Annotated in this window: 17 protein-coding genes and 1 pseudogene; 10 read left to right on the top strand and 8 right to left on the bottom strand. The window is 69.5% G+C overall.

Features of this window, described 5'->3' with window-relative positions; genetic code table 11:
* Nucleotides 1-17: 17 nt before the first annotated feature.
* On the bottom strand, nt 18-734 hold the full coding sequence (locus tag FHR33_RS08315) for an alpha/beta fold hydrolase (RefSeq protein ID WP_183645395.1): 717 nt from the start codon (nt 732-734) through the stop codon (nt 18-20).
* A gap of 501 nt (nt 735-1,235) precedes the next feature.
* On the opposite strand from FHR33_RS08315, the gene FHR33_RS08310 reads away from it, so the two are divergent.
* Nucleotides 1,236-1,895, top strand: coding sequence for a response regulator transcription factor (locus FHR33_RS08310; RefSeq protein ID WP_183645394.1), 660 nt, complete (start codon nt 1,236-1,238; stop codon nt 1,893-1,895).
* Here the strand turns inward: FHR33_RS08310 and FHR33_RS08305 are convergent.
* Entirely contained in the window at nt 1,885-2,247 is a 363-nt protein-coding gene (locus tag FHR33_RS08305) for a response regulator (RefSeq protein ID WP_183645393.1), read from the bottom strand. The genes FHR33_RS08310 and FHR33_RS08305 overlap by 11 nt on opposite strands.
* A 70-nt stretch (nt 2,248-2,317) precedes the next feature.
* A complete protein-coding gene (locus tag FHR33_RS08300) occupies nt 2,318-3,646 on the bottom strand; it encodes a CHASE3 domain-containing protein (protein WP_221241003.1) in 1,329 nt (442 codons plus the stop codon).
* 648 nt (nt 3,647-4,294) lie between these two features.
* Between FHR33_RS08300 and FHR33_RS08295 the strand changes: the two genes are divergently transcribed.
* A complete protein-coding gene (locus tag FHR33_RS08295; RefSeq protein WP_376773114.1) occupies nt 4,295-4,684 on the top strand; it encodes a hypothetical protein in 390 nt (129 codons plus the stop codon).
* A gap of 105 nt (nt 4,685-4,789) precedes the next feature.
* Nucleotides 4,790-5,341 (top strand): dihydrofolate reductase family protein, encoded by a 552-nt coding sequence (locus tag FHR33_RS08290; protein ID WP_183645391.1) that lies wholly within the window; start codon nt 4,790-4,792, stop codon nt 5,339-5,341.
* Nucleotides 5,342-5,559: 218 nt separating this feature from the next.
* Here FHR33_RS08290 and FHR33_RS08285 read toward each other — a convergent pair whose 3' ends face one another.
* From FHR33_RS08285 to FHR33_RS08270, 4 genes are all read right to left on the bottom strand, one after another.
* Nucleotides 5,560-6,186: a class I SAM-dependent methyltransferase gene (locus FHR33_RS08285; protein WP_183645390.1), complete on the bottom strand. Its 627-nt coding sequence runs from the start codon at nt 6,184-6,186 to the stop codon at nt 5,560-5,562.
* A gap of 92 nt (nt 6,187-6,278) precedes the next feature.
* Nucleotides 6,279-7,193, bottom strand: coding sequence for an IS982 family transposase (locus FHR33_RS08280; RefSeq protein ID WP_183643426.1), 915 nt, complete (start codon nt 7,191-7,193; stop codon nt 6,279-6,281).
* Between the two features lie 57 nt (nt 7,194-7,250).
* On the bottom strand, nt 7,251-8,918 hold the full coding sequence (locus FHR33_RS08275; protein ID WP_183645389.1) for a monocarboxylic acid transporter: 1,668 nt from the start codon (nt 8,916-8,918) through the stop codon (nt 7,251-7,253).
* Entirely contained in the window at nt 8,915-9,340 is a 426-nt protein-coding gene (locus tag FHR33_RS08270) for a DUF485 domain-containing protein (RefSeq protein WP_183645388.1), read from the bottom strand. The genes FHR33_RS08275 and FHR33_RS08270 overlap by 4 nt, the downstream gene beginning before the upstream one ends.
* A 160-nt stretch (nt 9,341-9,500) precedes the next feature.
* On the opposite strand from FHR33_RS08270, the gene FHR33_RS08265 reads away from it, so the two are divergent.
* Nucleotides 9,501-10,319, top strand: coding sequence for a PIG-L family deacetylase (locus tag FHR33_RS08265; protein WP_183645387.1), 819 nt, complete (start codon nt 9,501-9,503; stop codon nt 10,317-10,319).
* 153 nt (nt 10,320-10,472) lie between these two features.
* On the opposite strand, the gene FHR33_RS08260 is transcribed toward FHR33_RS08265, so the two are convergent.
* Nucleotides 10,473-11,261: an SDR family oxidoreductase gene (locus FHR33_RS08260; RefSeq protein WP_183645386.1), complete on the bottom strand. Its 789-nt coding sequence runs from the start codon at nt 11,259-11,261 to the stop codon at nt 10,473-10,475.
* 111 nt (nt 11,262-11,372) lie between these two features.
* On the opposite strand from FHR33_RS08260, the gene FHR33_RS08255 reads away from it, so the two are divergent.
* The 6 genes and pseudogenes from FHR33_RS08255 (at nt 11,373) to FHR33_RS08230 (ending at nt 17,580) form a co-directional block, all read left to right on the top strand.
* Nucleotides 11,373-11,948, top strand: a complete 576-nt coding sequence (locus tag FHR33_RS08255; RefSeq protein ID WP_312895419.1) for a TetR/AcrR family transcriptional regulator — start codon at nt 11,373-11,375, stop codon at nt 11,946-11,948.
* Between the two features lie 133 nt (nt 11,949-12,081).
* Nucleotides 12,082-13,668 (top strand): Na+/H+ antiporter, encoded by a 1,587-nt coding sequence (locus FHR33_RS08250; protein ID WP_183645385.1) that lies wholly within the window; start codon nt 12,082-12,084, stop codon nt 13,666-13,668.
* Between the two features lie 165 nt (nt 13,669-13,833).
* Nucleotides 13,834-14,670: pseudogene (locus tag FHR33_RS53200) on the top strand (discoidin domain-containing protein); the annotation flags it as partial.
* A 100-nt stretch (nt 14,671-14,770) separates the two neighbouring features.
* Nucleotides 14,771-15,505: a metallophosphoesterase family protein gene (locus tag FHR33_RS49955; RefSeq protein WP_246451709.1), complete on the top strand. Its 735-nt coding sequence runs from the start codon at nt 14,771-14,773 to the stop codon at nt 15,503-15,505.
* Nucleotides 15,506-15,508: 3 nt separating this feature from the next.
* Nucleotides 15,509-16,690, top strand: coding sequence for an MFS transporter (locus tag FHR33_RS08235; RefSeq protein WP_183645384.1), 1,182 nt, complete (start codon nt 15,509-15,511; stop codon nt 16,688-16,690).
* Nucleotides 16,687-17,580: a PD40 domain-containing protein gene (locus FHR33_RS08230; RefSeq protein WP_183645383.1), complete on the top strand. Its 894-nt coding sequence runs from the start codon at nt 16,687-16,689 to the stop codon at nt 17,578-17,580. Before FHR33_RS08235 ends, FHR33_RS08230 begins: the two co-directional genes overlap by 4 nt.
* The last annotated feature ends 144 nt before the right edge of the window (nt 17,581-17,724 follow it).

The following is a 17,724-nucleotide window of genomic DNA, read 5'->3' as shown; positions in this document are numbered from 1 at the left end:
CTGTGTCAGGTTGGATGTCAGCCGAGTTCGGCGATCGCGTCGGTGATGAACGTCGCCACCTCGGCCGAGTGGGTCTGCATCACCAGGTGAGGGGCGTCGATCTCGATCACCTTCCGCAAGCCGGCCCGCGTGTAACCGAAGCGCTCGACATCGGGATTGATGGTGCGGTCGGCGCTGGAGACAATCCCCCAGCCCGGCTTGGTCTTCCACGCGGCCACTGATGCGGGCTCTCCGAACGCGATCGCCGATAGAGGCCGCTGCGATACCGCGAGCACCTTCGCCTTGTCTGTGTTGACACCGGCGGCGAACACGGCGGGGAAGGCGTCGATGTTCACCGACACATCCGTGCCGGGCTCGCCGCTCTCGATCGGGTAGGGAGAGTAGGCGAGGTTCGCCGCGAGCTCAGAATCGGGGAATCCGCCCTGCAGTTGTCCCAGGCTCTCGCCCTCCTCGAGGGCGTACCCAGACACGTAGACCAGCCCGACGACGTTGTCGGCGACACCAGCGACCGTGATGACGGCGCCCCCGTAGGAGTGGCCGGCGAGGATGACCGGCCCATCGATCTGCTCGACGAACGACTTGATGTAAGCCGAGTCGCCGGACAGGCTGCGGTTGAAGACGGGGGGTACGAGAACCTTGTAGCCCTGGTCGAGCAGCCGCAGCGTCACGGGCGCCCAGCTGGCGCCATCGGCGAAGGCGCCGTGCACAAGCACGATAGTGGGAGTCTCGGACATAAATATCCCTTTCTTGAGACCTTGGGTCGAGCCTTGAACCGTCACGCCTTGGGGCGTGACGCAGCACGGACTGTGTGCTCTCCGGACAGCACGAGTTCGGCGCACTGGTTGTACGCGCGGCGAGCGCCGGAGGGCGGTACGGAAAGCACGGCCAGCCACAGTTGTGGAGTCACGCCTCCACAACCAACTCCCTGCACGAAGTGCATCGAGGTGCAGCGCTCACGGCCGCCGCGGCCGCTCGTACGGGCGGTGACCGGCGTGAACGTCACAGACATGATGCTCCTCCACTAAAGGGGCGACGACTGAACGGAGCTCTGCAGGGAGCCGCCTTGGATGCCTTCCAGTCTGGTCAGGGGCTATCCGGACGGCTGTCGAGCCGCCTTCAAACCCTGTGTCGGCCACCCCGAGACCGTCCCTGGGGAAAACCCCACGGTGCGCCTGAGAGGAACCGGCGTCCCCGCCCGATCCGACCGGGTCGGCGCCGCCGACTAGGATGCCTGCATGAGCGGGCCCCTGCGTGCAGTGCTCGGAGAAGACCAGCCAATCGTCCGTGAGGGCATCACGGCCATGCTGAAGCGGTCCGGCGTCGAGGTCGTCGCGTCGGTCTCCAACGCCGTGGAACTGGTCAGCGCCGCCGCGGAGCACAAGCCGGACGTGGTGATCGCCGACATCCGGATGCCGCCAAACCTGGCCGACGACGGACTTCAGGCGGCGCGCCGGATCCGGGCGGAGCGGCCGGGCACGCCGGTGATCGTGCTGTCGCAGTTCCTGGAAGCCTCCTTCGCCCTCGATCTCGTCGGAGACGATCCGAGTGGCGTCGGTTACCTGCTCAAGGAGAAGGTCGCCAGCCCGCAGGTCCTCATGGACGCGGTGCAGCGGGTCATCGCCGGCGGTTCGGCGCTCGACCCGGACGTCATCGCCACGCTCGTCAGCCGCCGGCGCGCCGCGGACCCGCTGGAGAGGTTGACTCCCCGGGAGCGTGAGGTCCTGGCGTTGATGGCCGAGGGGCATTCCAACTCCGGCATCGCCGACAAGCTTGTGGTGACGGTTCCGGCGGTGGAGCGCCACGTGACCGGCATTTTCCTCAAGCTGGGCTTGCAGCAGACCGAATACTCACAGCACCGCCGTGTTCTCGCCGTGCTGCGCTACCTCAAGCGGTAGGCGAGAACAGAGCGATCAGGTCGGTGTCGAACAGCCGGTCCTTGGCCACGAAGCGCAGGATTCCGGCACTGGCCAGTTCCTCCTCCGACCACGTCCAAGAGTCGGTGGAGGTCAGCACGATCCTCAGCGATTGCCCCTCTCGGGTGAGCGCTCGGGCGACGGACAGCCCGTCCTCGCCCGGAAGATGAAGATCGAGCAGCACGCCGTCAGGGCGGTGTTCTCGGACCGCCGCGATCGCCGATGCCCCGTCCGGCGACTCGGCGACGACCCGCAGCCCTCGCGCGGCCAGCAGAGCCCTGGCGATGCGACGGAATCCGGGGTCGTCGTCGACGACCACCACGTTGACTGGCACCAAACCAGCGTCTCCGACGGGAGCACGTGCAGGCCATGGGGCCAACCCCACGGTTCGTCCTTAAGCGGCCTCAGGGCGGTATCGGGATCTGCGCCAGGATCGTCGTGCCGCCGCCCAGGGGCGACTCGATGGTCAACGTGCCATCGAAGGCGGCCAGCCGATCGGCCAGCCCGGTCAGGCCGCTGCCGGCGGTGGCGGCGTTCACACCGCCGACGCCGTCGTCGACGACCCGAATCTGCAGTGCCTCTCCGAACTCCAGGAAGATGTCGATCCGGGATGCCTGGGCGTGCTTGACCGCGTTCGTCACGGCTTCCGCCACGACGAAATAGGCGTTCGATTCAACGGCCGCGGGAATCCTCTGGTCAAAGTCGCTTTCGACGACGGCGGGGATCGGACTGCGGGACGCCAGGTCCTGCACCGCCGCCACCAGCCCCTTCACCGTCAGCACGAGAGGGTAGATCCCCGACGCCAGCTCCCTCAGCTCATCGATCGCCGTCTGCGCGTCGGCGATCGACTGGTCCAGCAGCTCGGTGGTGGACGGTTCCGCATCGGGGACCAGCTCCCGTACAAGCCGGAGCCCGATCATCAGGCTGACGAGTCGTTGCTGCGCCCCGTCGTGCAGGTCCCGAGCCGTGCGTCGGTGTACCTCCTCGACGCTTTCCATGATGCGCCTGCGGCTGTCCTGCAATGAGGCCGCCATGGAGTTGAAGGACGTGCCCAACGCGCCGATCTCCGCCACCTTGCTCGGGACGATCCGCACTCCGAGGTCCCCGTCGGCGAGCCGCTCCGCCGCGGCAGCCGCCCCCCGGACGGGCCGCACGACGGCCCGGTGCTGGAGCACCGTGAACGCGGCCACCAGCGCGGTCGATGCCGCCAGCCCCGCACCTGCCGCAATCACCGCCCGCCGCCCGTTGGCCATTGCGGTGTCTTCACGCGCCGCGAGCTGGGCGCGTTCGCCCGCCGTGTACTGGTCGAACTGAGCGCGCAGGGCATCGACGCGCCGCTTGCCCTCGGCCGTCGCCGCCAGACCGGATGCGGCGGGATCCCCTCGCCGCACCGCCTCCACCAGCGGAACCGAGTAGTCGCTCACCAACGAGTCGGCGCCGTGCGTGATCTGTTCGGCGATGCGCCGCTGTTCGGGGGAGGTAGCGGTTTCGGTGAACCTCCGCGCCTGCGCCGGGAACTCCTTGCGCGCCGCCTGCCACGGCTGGAGAAACTCCTCACGCTTGGTGATCAGGAAGCCGCGCTGCCCTGTCTCGAGGTCGAGGACCAGTTGTTCCAGATTGCCGACTTCGACGAGAGCCGTCCGAGAAGCCCGTCTCGCCGATGTGGAGCTGTTGGCGTCAGCGATCGCCCACAGCAGGACCGCGAACGCGACACCTATCAACAAGGCGAGCACCGCACTCGCCGCAATCGTGAGGCGCGTCAGTCCCAGTCGCGGGCCCCTGAATCCTCGTGGTCGCCTCATGCTCCGCCTAGGGAGACAACGTAGGATTCACCGACCGGAGCGTGCCCGCCTGTCGGTACGACCGTGCGCTGCGGCACCCTTACCACCTCGTTCCCCTGCGGCGGCTCGGGCGCTCTGGAGCCCGCTCCGCCAAAGACATATGCGCCGACCCGTCGGGGCGGCGCCGCGCATCCCAGCCGGGGACGTGGAACGAGTCGACGACGGACGTTCGAGCGATATCGATCATAGGTGACGGCCGGCCCTCATTGCCGTGCCGTGGACTCGTGGACCGCGCCCGCAGGGAAGTATCCACCCGTAGTTACGGGCAGGTCAAAGGCCTATTTACGCCGTCCCTCTATCGAGGCACCAGCAACCCCAAGACGCCACCATCACCACGACGATGACCGTGCGGTTGGATCGAGCGAGGTGTTCACGACACTGCCTGATTGTCGAGTTGTTCGTCGGGTCGGCCCGGGGGGTCCAGGACGCGGTAGACGGCGGCGCGGCCGACGGAAAGAGCTCCATCAGGTCGGCGATGGTGTAGCTGCTGGTGGCGTGCATCCGGACCAGTTCGGCTTGCTGGCGGGCGGTGAGTTTGGGTTGCCTGCCCTTGAGTTTGCCGCGCGAGCGGGCGATTGCCATGCCCTCGCGGGTGCGCATCTTCAGCAGGTCGGCCTCGAACCGTCGGGGACCGAGCGGGCCAGCACCCTCTACCTGCTGGACGAGCCGACCGCGGGGCTGCACCCCGCCGACACCGAGGTGCTGATGCGCCAGCTCGGCGCCCTCGTGGACGGCGGCGCCACTGTGGTCGTCGTCGAGCACGATCTCGACGTCATCCTGGCCGCCGACCACGTCATCGACCTGGGGCCGGGCGGCGGCGAGCAGGGCGGCACGATCGTCGCCCAGGGCACGCCCGAGGAGGTGGCCGCCGTCCCAGGCAGCCGCACCGCCCCCTACCTGCGAGCGCACCTGCCCGGCTTCCGCCCCTGAGACGTGGCGCTTCGCGGCGGCCGTCGGAGTGACACCGGCACTCTTGACAAGAAAAGTTGTCGGTGCGAGGCTGGAGCCACACCGCAAGGAACATGAGGAGACGACATGCGAAAGATCACGGCTGCCTTCTTCATCTCCCTCGACGGCGTCGTCGAGTCTCCCGACCAGTGGCACTTCCCCTACTTCAACGACGAGATGGGCGCCGCGATCGGCGCGCAGATGGCCGAGTCCGACGCCATGCTCATGGGCCGCGTCAACTACGAGGAGTGGGCCGCCTACTGGCCCAGCAAGAGCGGCCAGGGCGACGTCTTCGCCGACCACATCAACAACGTCAAGAAGTACGTCGTCTCGAACACGCTCGACTCGGCCGACTGGACCAACAGCACGCTGATCAAGGGAGACTCCTTCGTCGAGGAGCTCACCGCGCTCAAGCGGCAGGACGGCGGCACCATCGCGATGAGCGGCAGCGCCACCCTGGTCAGATCGCTGCTCGAGCACGACCTGCTCGACGAGCTCTACCTGATGGTTCACCCGATCGTCGTCGGCGCCGGCCAGCGACTGTTCGAGGGCACCGGCCAGATCCCGCTCAAGCTCGTCTCCTCCACCACCTTCGAGACCGGCGTCCTCTCCCTCGTCTACTCCACGGAGCCGAAGTGACCACCAGAACCACCGCCGACTAGCTGCTCGTCAAGCAGGGCGCGGCTCCTGTGGATCTCCCACCCCGACCGGCGCGCCCTCGTCGAGCCCCTGCCCGACGGCGTGCGCGAGGCGGCCGGCCCGCAGGAGGCCGCCGTGGCCCTCGTCTCCGCCGACGACGCCGCCTCGTCTGGGCGCCGAAGCCCGGCGAGCCGGCCTTCACCGGCGGCAGGTGACCTTCAGGCCTTGCGATAGACGGCGACGGCGAAGGGCCGATGGGTGCCGGTGTCGACCCGGTCGGTCACGGGCGACAGTGAGCGGTCGGCGTCGGCGAACCTGTGCAGGCTCGCCGCCTCGGGCCACGGATGCACCAGCACCAGCACCCCGTTTTCGGCCAGCAGCCCCGCCAGCCGCTGCGAGGCCTGGCGAAGCCGTCCCGACCTGCCCACGTAGTAGAGCGTCTCCGCGCAGAAGACCAGGTCGAACCGCTCTTCAAGAGGATGGCTCAGGAGGTCGGCATGGACGAACCTGGCCTTCTCCGTCCGCTGCCTGGCCCGCTGCAGGGCCCGCGTGGAGATGTCGATACCGACGATCTCGGCGTCGGGGAAGCGCCGCGCCAGAGCGTCGGTGAACACCCCCTCCGCGCACCCCACCTCCAGAATCCGCCGGTACGGCAGGCGGGGAACCGCCTCCAGCGTCATGGCGTACTTGTGCCGCTCGTAGGCGTCGCTCCCGAGCCTCCACGGATCGGGCGTGCGGTGCCACCAGTCGAAGTAACGGCGCAGGAAGACGCCCTGCCCCCGAGGGGAGAGCAGGGACATCATCCGGAAGAAGGTCCGATGCATCCGCTCGGCGAGTTCCGTCATGCTGTCTCCCTTGATCGAGAAGCACTCAAGGGAAACCTAGGATCTGGAACGCCGACGGGCTAGATGAATGAGTCCAAGGCGTATGGTCACGTTCAGTGGTCGTAGGCGATCAGGGATCGTTTGATCGGCTGGCTGGTCTTGTCGTTGTGCCAGATCACGGTGGTCAGCGCGAGGATCCTGGACAGCACGCGGATGAGGACGCCGGCTGGGGTCCGGCCCCCGTGGCGTTCCAGGTCGAGCTGGCCCTTGAAGGTTTGGTTGATCGATTCGATGGTCTGGCGTAGCGGTTTGAACAGCCGCGCTCCGGCCCGCTCGCTTTCGCCCTGGCGGGCCGGTCGCAGCAGGCGCAGATCACGCTCGGTCAGCGCGTGCTCGAAGTCCCGCCCGTAGTACTGCCGGTCGGCGATGATCGACTGGCCCGGATGGCCGGCCACCACCTCGGGAGCGGCATCGAGCATCCCGAGCAGGGTGTGGCGCTCATCGGCCTTGGCGCCGGTGAGGGCGAACATCACCGGCAGCCCGCCCAGGGTGCACAGCAGATGTAACCGCAGCCCCCAGAAATAGCGGGAGTGACTGGCGCAGTAGCCGTACTCGGCCCACCCGGCCAGGTCACTGCGCCGAGCGGTATCGCGGGAGCGGCCGCACTCCACCGGGGTGGAGTCGACGACCCACACATCGTCGCTCCACAGCGTGGTGTCGGCGGCCAACATCCTGATGATGTGCAGGACCAGCCCCGATGCCTTCCGTAGCCGTTTGCCGTACCCCGACTGTCCGGGCAGGTAAGGGAACATCCCGCCCAGTTCGGCGTGGGCATAGCGCAGCCAGCGTCGTTCGGAGACGAAGCCCAGCAACGCTGACATGACCGCCAAGGTCACCAGTTCGGCGTCGCTGAGCGTGGGCCCGATACCTGTCTTCGGCCGCCACGGGGCCAGGCCTGGTGAGGCCTTCAGTAGATCATCGACCTTCACATACAGTGCGGTTGCGAGGGTGTCCAACTTGGTCGTCACAAACTGAGGGTGGGCGCCCTCGCCCTATCTCCGCAGCTACGCCTTGGACTCATTCATCTAGTGCTGCCGCCGTGTTCCCCTCGTCGGGGCCCGGTGCGCGCCGGTCCCCGTGAGGGAGCGGACCGACAGCTCGTCGAACCTGTCGGTGTCGGGCTGCTCCCTGCTCCGCAACGCTCCGGCGACCGCGCAGACGAAGCCGAGCGGGATCGACACCAGGCCGGGGTTCTCCATCGGGAAGAAGGCGAAATCGACGCCACGGGGGAGTAGCGACAGGCTGGCCCCGGTGACCGGGTCGACCTTCCCCGACACGACGGGGGAGAAGAACACCAGCAGCAGCGACCCGGACAGCCCGCCGTACACCCCCGCGACGACGCCGGTGGAGTTGAACCTCTTCCAGAACAACGACAGCACGATCGCGGGCAGGTTCGCCGAGGCCGCCATCGCGAAGGCCAGCGCCACCAGGAAGGCGACGTTCTGGTGCCGGGCGACCACCGCGAGCACGACCGCCAGCAGCCCGATCACCAGGGCGGACAGGCGCGCAACCCCGACCTCCTGCGACTCTCTCGGCCTGCCGAACATCAGCACGTGGCCGAAGTAGTCGTGGGCGAGGGAGGTGGAGGAGGCCATGACCAGGCCCGAGACCACCGCGAGGATGGTGGCGAAGGCGACCGCGCCGATGAAGGCGAGCATCAGGTCGCCGCCGACGGGCCCTCCGACGTACTCGCCCAGCACCTGCGCCAGCTGCAGGGCGGCGGTGTTGCCCGCGGGGTCCTGCGCGGTGATCGCCTCGCGCCCGACCAGGGCGGTGGCGCCGAAGCCCAGCGCCAGCGTCATCAGGTAGAAGACGCCGACCAGGCCGATCGCCCAGTTGACCGAGGCGCGGGCGGCGCGGGCGTCGGGCACGGTGAAGAACCTGGTGACGATGTGCGGCAGGCCCGCCGTGCCCAGGACCAGCGCCAGGGCGAGGCTGATGAAGTCGAGCTTGTTCAGCAGCGTCCTGACGGGATCGCCCTCGACGTCCTGGCCGAACCTGACCCCGGGCCGCAGGAAGTCGGGCTGGCCGCTGGCCTTGGCGGCGGCGCCCAGCATCTCGCTCAGGTTGAACCCGAACCTGCCCAGCACCAGCACCGTCAGCACGATCGTGCCCGACATCAGCAGCACGGCCTTGATGATCTGCACCCAGGTGGTGCCCTTCATGCCGCCGAACATCACATAGAAGATCATCATCGCGCCGACCGCGACGATCGTGACGACCTTGGCGGTGTCGGTGGAGACGCCCAGCAGCAGCGACACCAGCGCGCCCGCGCCCACCATCTGGGCCAGCAGGTAGAAGACCGAGACGGTGACCGTGGACACGACCGCCGCCACGCGGACCCTCGGCTGCTGCCGTACGCGATAGGACAGGACGTCGGCCATCGTGAACCTGCCCGCGTTGCGCATCAGCTCCACCAGCAGCAGCGTCAGCAGCCACGCGACCAGGAAGCCGATCGAGTAGAGGAAGCCGTCGTAGCCCGACAGCGCGATGATGCCCGCGATGCCGAGGAAGGAGGCGGCCGACATGTAGTCGCCGGCCAGCGCCAGGCCGTTCTGCGGCCCGGAGAAGGCCCTGCCGCCCGCGTAGAAGTCTTCGGCGCTGCGGGTGTTGCCCCTGACCCAGAACGTGACCACGAGGGTGATGACGATGAAGAGGATGAACAGGCCGAAGGTCAGCACCGTCCCGCTCATCGGCGCCGCCTTCCGTGCCGCGGCTGGGGTGTCCAGTTCTCGATGCGCCTGCGTTCGGCCAGGATCTGCTCGTGCCGCTCGAGGTCGGCCTGGCGCTGCTCGGCCTCCTGGCGCAGCTGCGCCGACAGCGGGTCGAGCATTCTGCGCGCGTAGCGGGTGTAGCGCCAGGCCAGGACGAAGGTGGAGACGAACTGCAGGATGCCGAGCAGCAGCGCGACGTTGATGTTGCCGATGGCCGGATAGGCCATGAAGTCGCGGGCGAAGGCCGACAGTGCGATGTAGAGGAAGTACCAGCCGAGGAAGGAGGCGACGATGCCGATCGCCAGACGGCGGAAGCGTGTTCTGAGAAGGCGGAACCTCCGGTCCTGGACGACATCCGCGTACGGCCCCGCTGGTCCGTGACGCCCTGAGCCACCCACCATGCGGCCCTCCCCTGGCTCGCGATCACCCTCTGTGGCGGTGCGACTCCACAGTGAGATGAACGATACGGACGGCTCCGCACTTTTTCCGGGAAATGCGGGAACTCCCAATGCGCACCCCTCCTGCCGGGGAAATGTCGGCGTCGTGAGGTTGAATGCAGGGATGGATCGACAGTTGACAGTGATGGCCGTGCACGCCCACCCCGACGACGAGGTGATCGGCACCGGCGGCATCCTCGCCCGCTACGCCGCCGAGGGGATCAGGACCGTCCTGGTCACCTGCACCAACGGTGAGCAGGGTGACGGGCCTGGCGGGGTGAAGCCGGGCGACCCCGCCCACGACGACGCCGCCGTCGCCGAGCGCAGGCTGACCGAGCTGCGCGAGTCGGTGGCGCACCTGGGCATCGAGCATCTCGAGCTGCTCGGCTACCGCGACTCGGGCATGGACGGCTGGGAGGGCAACGCCCACCCCGACTCCTTCTGGAACGTGCCGGTGGAGCGCGCGGCGGCCAGGTTGGCGGAGTTGATGGAGCGCTACAGGCCGCAGGTGGTGGTCACCTACGACGAGAAGGGCGGCTACGGCCACCCCGACCACATCCAGGCGCACAGGATCGCGGTGGCGGCCACCGAGTCGACGGGCATCCCCGACAAGCTCTACTACACGGCCGTGTCGAGGAAGGGGGTCCAGGAGATGTTCGACTACATGCGGGCCTCGGGCATGGAGATGGACGAGCTGGAGCTGCCCGAAGACTTCGGCACCCCCGACGAGCTGATCACCACGGTGGCCGACGTCTCGCCGTACGTCGAGCACAAGGTGAAGGCGTTGCGCGCGCACGCCAGCCAGGGCGACAGCATCTTCCTGCTGCAGATGCCGCAGGAGGCCCAGCACCGCGTCTTCTCCACGGAGGCCTTCGTGCGGAAGGTCTGCAAGGTCCCCGCACCCGATCACGAGGACGACCTGTTCGCGGGCCTGCGCGGCTAGCGGCGACAGAGCCGCCGGCCCTGGCGCCGGCTCTGTCGCCGGGATGCGCCGGGCGCCGGGCGCGTGGGCATGGGGCGCGGGGCGCGTGGGCATGGGGCGCGCGGGCGTGGGGCGCGCCCGGGGGCCGGCATCCCCCGCGCAGCCTCTCGCGGCTCAGACCGTTTTGATGGCGCCGCCGTCGATGACGTAGTCGGCGCCGTTGACGCTTCCCGCGTGCGGTGAGGCCAGGTAGGTCACCAGTGCGGCGACCTCCTCCGGTTCGACGAACCGGCCTGTCGTCATCCCCGTGCTCGACGGCAGCGCCGCCAGGAGCTGGTCGTGTTCGAGACCGAGCGAGGCGGCGAGCGCGGCGCCGTAGCCGTCGGGGTCCTCCCACATCGAGGTGCGCGCCGCGCCCGGCGAGATCGTGTTGACCCGTACCCCGCGCGGGCCGAACTCCTCGGCCAGCGCCTTGCCGAACGCGGTCAGCGCCGCCTTGGCGGTGGTGTAGGTGATCGGTCCCGCGTGCGGCATGCGGGCGCCGTTGGAGGAGATGGTGACGACCGAGCCGCGCCGGCGCAGCAGGCTCGGCATGGCGGCCCTCGTGGCGCGCACGGCGCTGAGGAAGTTCAGCTCGTAGGCCTGCTGCCATTGCTCGTCGCCGAAGCCGAGGAAGCCGTCGAGCTGGCCCTCGCCCACGTCGCCGCCGCCCACGTTGTTGACCAGCAGATCGATGTCGCCCAGTTCGGCCAGCGCCTGGTCGATCAGCTCGGCGGGCCCCCGCGCGGTCGACAGGTCCACCGCCACCACGCTCGCCCCGCTCTCCTCGAGCGCGGGTGAGATCGTCCGCGCGGCGGCCACGACCCGCATCCCCTCGCCGGTCAGCGCCTTGACGATGGCCAGGCCAAGGCCCCTGCTCGCGCCGGTGACGACGGCGGTCTTGCCGGACAGTCGCATATCCATGGTCGTGAAACCTCTCTTAGCTGCGTCAATGTCGATGCCGTTAACGTACAACTTGCAACACCGATGACGCAAGTTCGAATTGACTGGCCACGATGACGTAACATCAGGGGTGTGAGTGAGACGACGCGTGCGCTGCGGTCCGACGCGGAGCGAACCGTACGGACGATCCTGGAGGCGGCCGAGCGGGTGCTCAGCAAGAACCCGGCGGCCAGCATGGAGCAGATCGCCGAGGCCGCGGGGGTGGCGCGCACGACCGTCCACCGGCGCTTCGCCTCCAGGGACGCGCTGGTCGACGCGATGGCGGGATGGGCGACCAAGCAGTTCGCCGCGGCCGTGGAGGCCGCGCATCCCGAGACCACGCCTCCGCTGGTCGCGCTCTACCAGGTCACGGCGAACGTGCTGCGAGTGAAGATCGACTGGGGGTTCGCGATGAGCAGGGCGCTGTCGTCCGACCCCGAGGTGGGCAGGGTGCACGCGGAGGTGGAGGCGCGGTGCGACCGGCTCTTCCGCGGCGCCCAGGCCGCAGGAGTGCTCCGCGCCGACGTCGACCCTGACTGGGCCAGGCGCGTCTACTACGCGCTGATCCACGAGGCGGCGCAGAGCCACGACGGCGACGCCGACACCCTGGCCACGCGCCTGGTCGACACCCTGCTGCGGGGCCTGGGCACGGGCAAGGGTCTGGCCTAGTCCGAGCCGGGGAAGATCGCGCAGGGCGTCGGTCGGTCGCGACGACATGTCTCCCCCAAGAAGAGGGATTGTTTCCTGATCGGGTGTTTCCGCCTGGCGATCACGCGGAGCCCGTTGTGCCAGGCTGCGGATCGTGGACCAGCTCGTGCTCCTGTTCCTGCTGTTGCTCGGCGCGGTGGTGACCGTACCGCTGGGCGAGCGGCTCGGGCTGCCCGCGCCGGTGCTGATGACGCTGTTCGGGATCGTCATGGCGCTGCTGCCGTTCGTGCCGAACGTGGACGTCCCGCCCGAACTGGTGCTGCCGCTGGTGCTGCCCCCTCTGCTGTACGCCTCGGTGCAGCGGACCTCGTGGCGGCAGTTCGCGGCCAACTGGCAGCCCATCTTCCTGCTGGCCGTCGCGCTGGTGTTCGTCACGACCGCGGCGGTGGCGGCCGTGGCGCACGCCATCGTGCCGGGGCTGCCGCTGGCCGCGGCCGCCGCGCTCGGCGCCCTGGTCGCCCCGCCCGACCCGGTGGCGGCGACCGCGGTGGCGGGCAGGCTCGGCCTGCCCAGGCGCATGGTGTCGATCCTGGAGGGCGAGGGGCTCTTCAACGACGTCACCGCCATCGTGCTGTACCACGTGGCGATCGCCGCCGCCGTCACCGGCACGTTCACCTGGACGGGCGCGGTGGGGGAGCTGGTGCTGTCGGCGGTGGTCGCGGTCGTGGTCGGCGTGGCGGTCGCCTGGACGGCCGGCAGGCTCATGGGCTTCGTCGCCGACGCCACCCTGCAGATCGGCCTGTCGCTGCTGGTGCCGTTCGTCAGCTACGCGCTGGCCGACCAGCTGCGGGGCTCGGGGGTGCTGGCCGTGCTGACCACGGCGTTCCACCTGTCGGAGCGGACGGCCAACCCCGACGACGTCTCCGGCAGGCTCGCGGGAGCGACGTTCTGGGAGATCGTCGACACGCTCGTCACGGGCATCGCCTTCGGCCTGATCGGGCTCGAGCTGCACACCGTCTTCGGCACCTCCGAGGGGCGGGCGTGGCAGATGCTCGGCTGGGGCGCCGCGGTCGTCGCCGTGGTCGTGTTCGTACGGCTGGCCTGGCTCCTGCCCGCCGCGTGGGCGGCCAGGAAGATCCGCGAGGCGACGCACAACCACCCCGAGATCCCCGGCAGCCTGCGCGAGACGATCGTCATGTGGTGGGCGGGCATGCGTGGCGTGGCCTCGGTGGCGCTGGCCCTGGCCATCCCGTTCGAGACCGAGGACGGCTCGCCCTTCCCCGCTCGCGACGAGATCGTCTTCATCGCCTTCGTCGTCATCCTCGCCACGCTCGTCCTGCAGGGGCTGACCCTGCCCTGGTTGGTGAGCAGGCTCGGCGTGCGCGCCGACACCGAGGCGGAGAAGTCGCTCGAGCGGGAGCTCGCCATCCGCGCCACCCGCGCGGCCAGGCGCCGCCTCGAGGAGATCGACGCGGCGGAGGAGCTGCCTGAGGAGGTGAGGGAGCTGCTGGTCAGACGGGCCTTCGACATGGGGGTGCGGATCAGCCCCGACATGGCCGACGAGGAGCGGCGGGCGGCCGTCGCGCAGCGGGTCGAGCGCGGACGACGGGTGCGCCGGGTCCAGGAGGAGATGCTGTCGGCCTCGCGCCAGGCCGTGCTCGCCGCGCGCAAGGAGCCCGGCGTCGACCCTGAGGTGGTCGACAGGGTGCTGCGCGAGCTGGATGTCAGAAGCCTGCGCTGATTCAAGTTAGGAAGGTTTCCTAACTTCCTTGACAGCCGCCCGAACCGCTTGCCAGGATGCCGATTAAGCGGCTTGGCGCGGCGTCGGCGACGACGTGACGCGCTCAGTGATCTTTCTGCCCCGGCCGTGCGTCGTGAGTAGTTCCCCCATGCCTTGGAGCCCTCGATGCCGCGTGCGCTGCTGTTATCCCTCATCCTCCTGGCAGGGCTGCTCGTCGGCCCCGCCGCCGCCACCGCAGCCGAATCCCTGCTCTCCCAGGGCAAGCCGGCGACCGCCTCCTCCGTCGAGGACGCCACCCTGGGCGCCGCGAGCGCCTTCGACGGCGATCTCACCACCACCCGATGGGCCTCGGTCGAGGGCCACGACCCCGAATGGCTCCAGGTCGACCTTGGCGCCGTCACCCCGCTCACCCGCGTCAAGCTGACCTGGGAGGCCGCCTACGGCAAGGCCTACCAGATCCAGGCCTCCAACGACGGGGCCGCGTGGACCACCCTCTACTCCACCTCCACCGGCGACGGCGGCACCGACGACCTGACCGTGTCGGGCTCGGGCCGCTACGTCCGCATGTACGGCACCGCCCGCGGCACCGCCTACGGCTACTCCCTGTACGAGATGCAGGTCTACGGCGAGGGCGGCCCGGGCAACCCCGGCCCCGACTACCAGGCCGAGAACGCCACCCTCTCCCAGGCGAGCGTGGCCGCCAACCACGCGGGCTTCACCGGCAGCGGCTTCGTCGACTACGTCAACGTGGCGGGCGGCTACGTCGAGTGGACGGTCACCGCGGCCACCGCGGGCGCCCACAACCTGACCCTGCGCTACGCCAACGGCACCACGGCCAACCGCCCGCTGGCCGTCGCGGTCAACGGCGTCACCGTCAACCGCGACTTCCCCGGCACCGGCGCATGGAGCACCTGGGCCGACGTCACGCTCACCGCGACACTGAACGCGGGCGCCAACACCGTCCGCGCCACCGCCACGGCAGCGACTGGCGGTCCGAACCTGGACAAGCTCACGGTCGGCCCCGCCACAGGCGGCGGCTCGTTCGTGGTGGCGGCCCGCCGGCGACATCGCCGACCAGTGCACCGCCAGTTCGAGCTCGTGCATGCACCCCAAGACCGCCAACGTGGTCAAGTCGATGAACCCCGAGTTCGTCATCACGATGGGCGACAACCAGTACGACGACGCCAGGCTGCAGGACTTCACCGCCTACTACGACAAGACGTGGGGCTCGTTCAAGAGCAAGACCAGGCCCGTGCCCGGCAACCACGAGACCTACGACCCGGCGGGCTCGCTGGCGGGCTACAAGTCGTACTTCGGCTCGATCGCCTACCCCAACGGCAAGAGCTACTACAGCTACGACCACGGCAACTGGCACTTCGTCGCCCTCGACTCCAACGCCTTCGACCAGAGCGCGCAGATCAACTGGCTGAAGGCCGACCTGGCCGCGAACACCAAGCGCTGCGTGGCCGCCTACTGGCACCACCCGCTGTTCAGCTCGGGCGAGCACGGCAACGACCCCGTCAGCAGGCCGGTCTGGCAGGCCCTCTACGACAAGCGGGCCGACCTCGTGCTCAACGGCCACGACCACCACTACGAGCGCTTCGGGCCGCAGAACCCCAGCGCGCAGGCCGACCCGAACGGGATCGTCGAGATCCTCGGCGGGATGGGCGGCGCTCCGCCGTACAACATCGAGAACGTGCAGCCCAACAGCCAGAAGCGGCTGTCGGGGACCTTCGGCGTGGTGAAGCTCAGCCTCGGTGAGAGCACCTTCTCCTGGCAGCTGATCGGCGTCGACGGCGCGGTCAAGGACACCAGCCCGACCTACACCTGCCACTGATTGATGTACATCTCGGGATTCCGGTATCGCGGGCTGACCATGGCCGTGCCGGCCAACGTGCTGGCACTGGGCATGGTCAGCCTGGTCACCGACATCTCCTCGGAGATGGTCACCGCGGTCCTGCCGTACTACGCGGTCCTCGTGCTGGGGCTCAGCCCGCTGGCCTACGGCCTGCTCGACGGGCTCTACTTCGGGGTCACCGCGGTGGTACGGCTGGCCGCGGGGCACGCCGCCGACCGCTGGCAGCGCCGCAAGCTGGTCGCGGGGCTCGGCTACGCGCTGTCGGCGGTGTGCAAGCTCGGCCTGATGGCGGCGGGCGGCTCGGTCGGGCTGCTCGGCGCCGTGGTCGCCGCCGACAGGACGGGCAAGGGCCTGCGCACCGCGCCCCGCGACGCGCTGATCTCGCTCAGCGCCTCGCCCGATACGCAGGGCCAGGCCTTCGGCGTCCACCGGGCGATGGACACCGTCGGCGCCTTCCTCGGGCCGCTGGCCGCCTTCGCGGTGCTGGGCGCGACCGGCGCCTACGACGTGGTGTTCGTGGTCAGCTTCGCGATCGCCGTCCTCGGTGTCGTGCTGCTGGTCCTCTACGTCAGGGAGCAGCCGCCGGTCGTCGTGCCTGTTCCCGCCGTGCGCCCGCGGGTCACGCTGGCGCTGCTGCGCGAGCCCCGCTTCCGCGGGATCTGCCTGCTGGCCGCAGGGCTCGGCCTGGTCACGGTCAGCGACCCCTTCGTCTACCTGCTGCTGCAGAAGGGCACGGGCATCGCGCCCGAGCACTTCCCCCTTCTGCCGCTCGGCACGGCCGCCGTCTACCTGCTGCTGGCCGTACCTGTCGGGCGGCTGGCCGACAGGTGGGGGCGCGTGCCCGTGTTCATGCTCGGCCACGTCGCGCTGGTCTGCGTCTACGCGCTCCTCGGTGGCGGCGCGCCGTACTGGCTGGTCCTGGGCGTCTTCGGGTTCTTCTACGCCGCCACCGACGGCGTGCTGATGGCCGCCGCGGGCCCGCTGCTGCCCGCGCACCTGCGCACCAGCGGGCTGGCGCTGCTGCAGACCGGGCAGGCCGTCGCCCGCATGCTCTGCTCGATCATGTACGGCGCCGCGTGGACGTTCTTCGGCCCCGTGCCGGGGCTGGTCGTGATGGGCGCGGGCATCGTGGCCTGCCTCGCATTCTGGAAGGTGGTCCGATGAGGAAGGCGCTGATCCTCGCCGTCACGCTGCTCGTGCTGGGCGGTGGCGCGCTGTTCTACGCGGTGCGCGCCGCCAGGGTGGCCCCCGCGCAGGAGGCCGCCTTCGACCTGGCCAGGCCGGGCCAGATCGTGGTGAGGGACCACGCGAGCGGCTTCGTGCGCGGCAGCCGTACCCGGTGCGAGCGGTTCGCCACCGCGGCGGGAACGGGGGTCTGCCTGGTCACCGAGGTCGCCAAGACCTACGCTGTCGTGGTCGACAGGACCATGAAGCAGACCAGGCGCCTGCACATCGCGGGGATCCCGAGCCGCGCCAGGGTCTCGCCCACGGGGCGGATGATCTCGTGGACGGTCTTCGTGACCGGCGACTCCTACAACAAGGGCGGCTTCTCCACCTGGACCGGCATTCTCGACAACCGCACCGGTTACGCGATCACCAACATGGAGGAGATCCCGCTGACCAAGGACGGCCGCCGCTACCACTCGGCCGACGTCAACTACTGGGGCGTCACCTTCGCCGGCGACGACAACCGCTTCTACGCCACCGTCTCCACCCGGGGCAGAACCTATCTCGTGGAGGGCGACTACGGCAGGTGGCAGGCGCGGGTGCTGCGCGAGAACGCCGAGTGCCCCTCGCTCTCCCCGGACGGCAGGCGGCTGGTGTTCAAGAAGCTCATGCCGGGAGGGCGGTGGCGGCTGCACGGCCTTGACCTGGCGAGCATGAAGGAGACCCCGCTCGCCGAGCCGGCCCACGTGGACGACCAGGCCGCCTGGCTCGACGACCGCACCGTCATGTACGCCAAGGGCCCCGACGTGTGGGCGGTGCCCGCCGACGGCACGGGCGCCCCCCGCCTGCTGGTCGCGAACGCCTCATCGCCGACCGTCGTCCGCTGACCGGAGTACATTCGCCGCATGCGCTCAGTGCCCGTGCTCCTGGCGCCCGTGATGGCGGCGGGCTGCTCGGGGGCCGGGGGGCGACCTCGGTGGACAGGTGCCGGCCGTCCGGTCCGGCCGGCGCAACGCCGCCGGCGTGGATAC

The organism is Nonomuraea dietziae, assembly GCF_014195505.1.
Lineage (GTDB): Bacteria > Actinomycetota > Actinomycetes > Streptosporangiales > Streptosporangiaceae > Nonomuraea > Nonomuraea roseola.
Note: the sequence above shows the minus strand (reverse complement) of the source record. Positions and strands in the feature narration are given on the sequence as shown.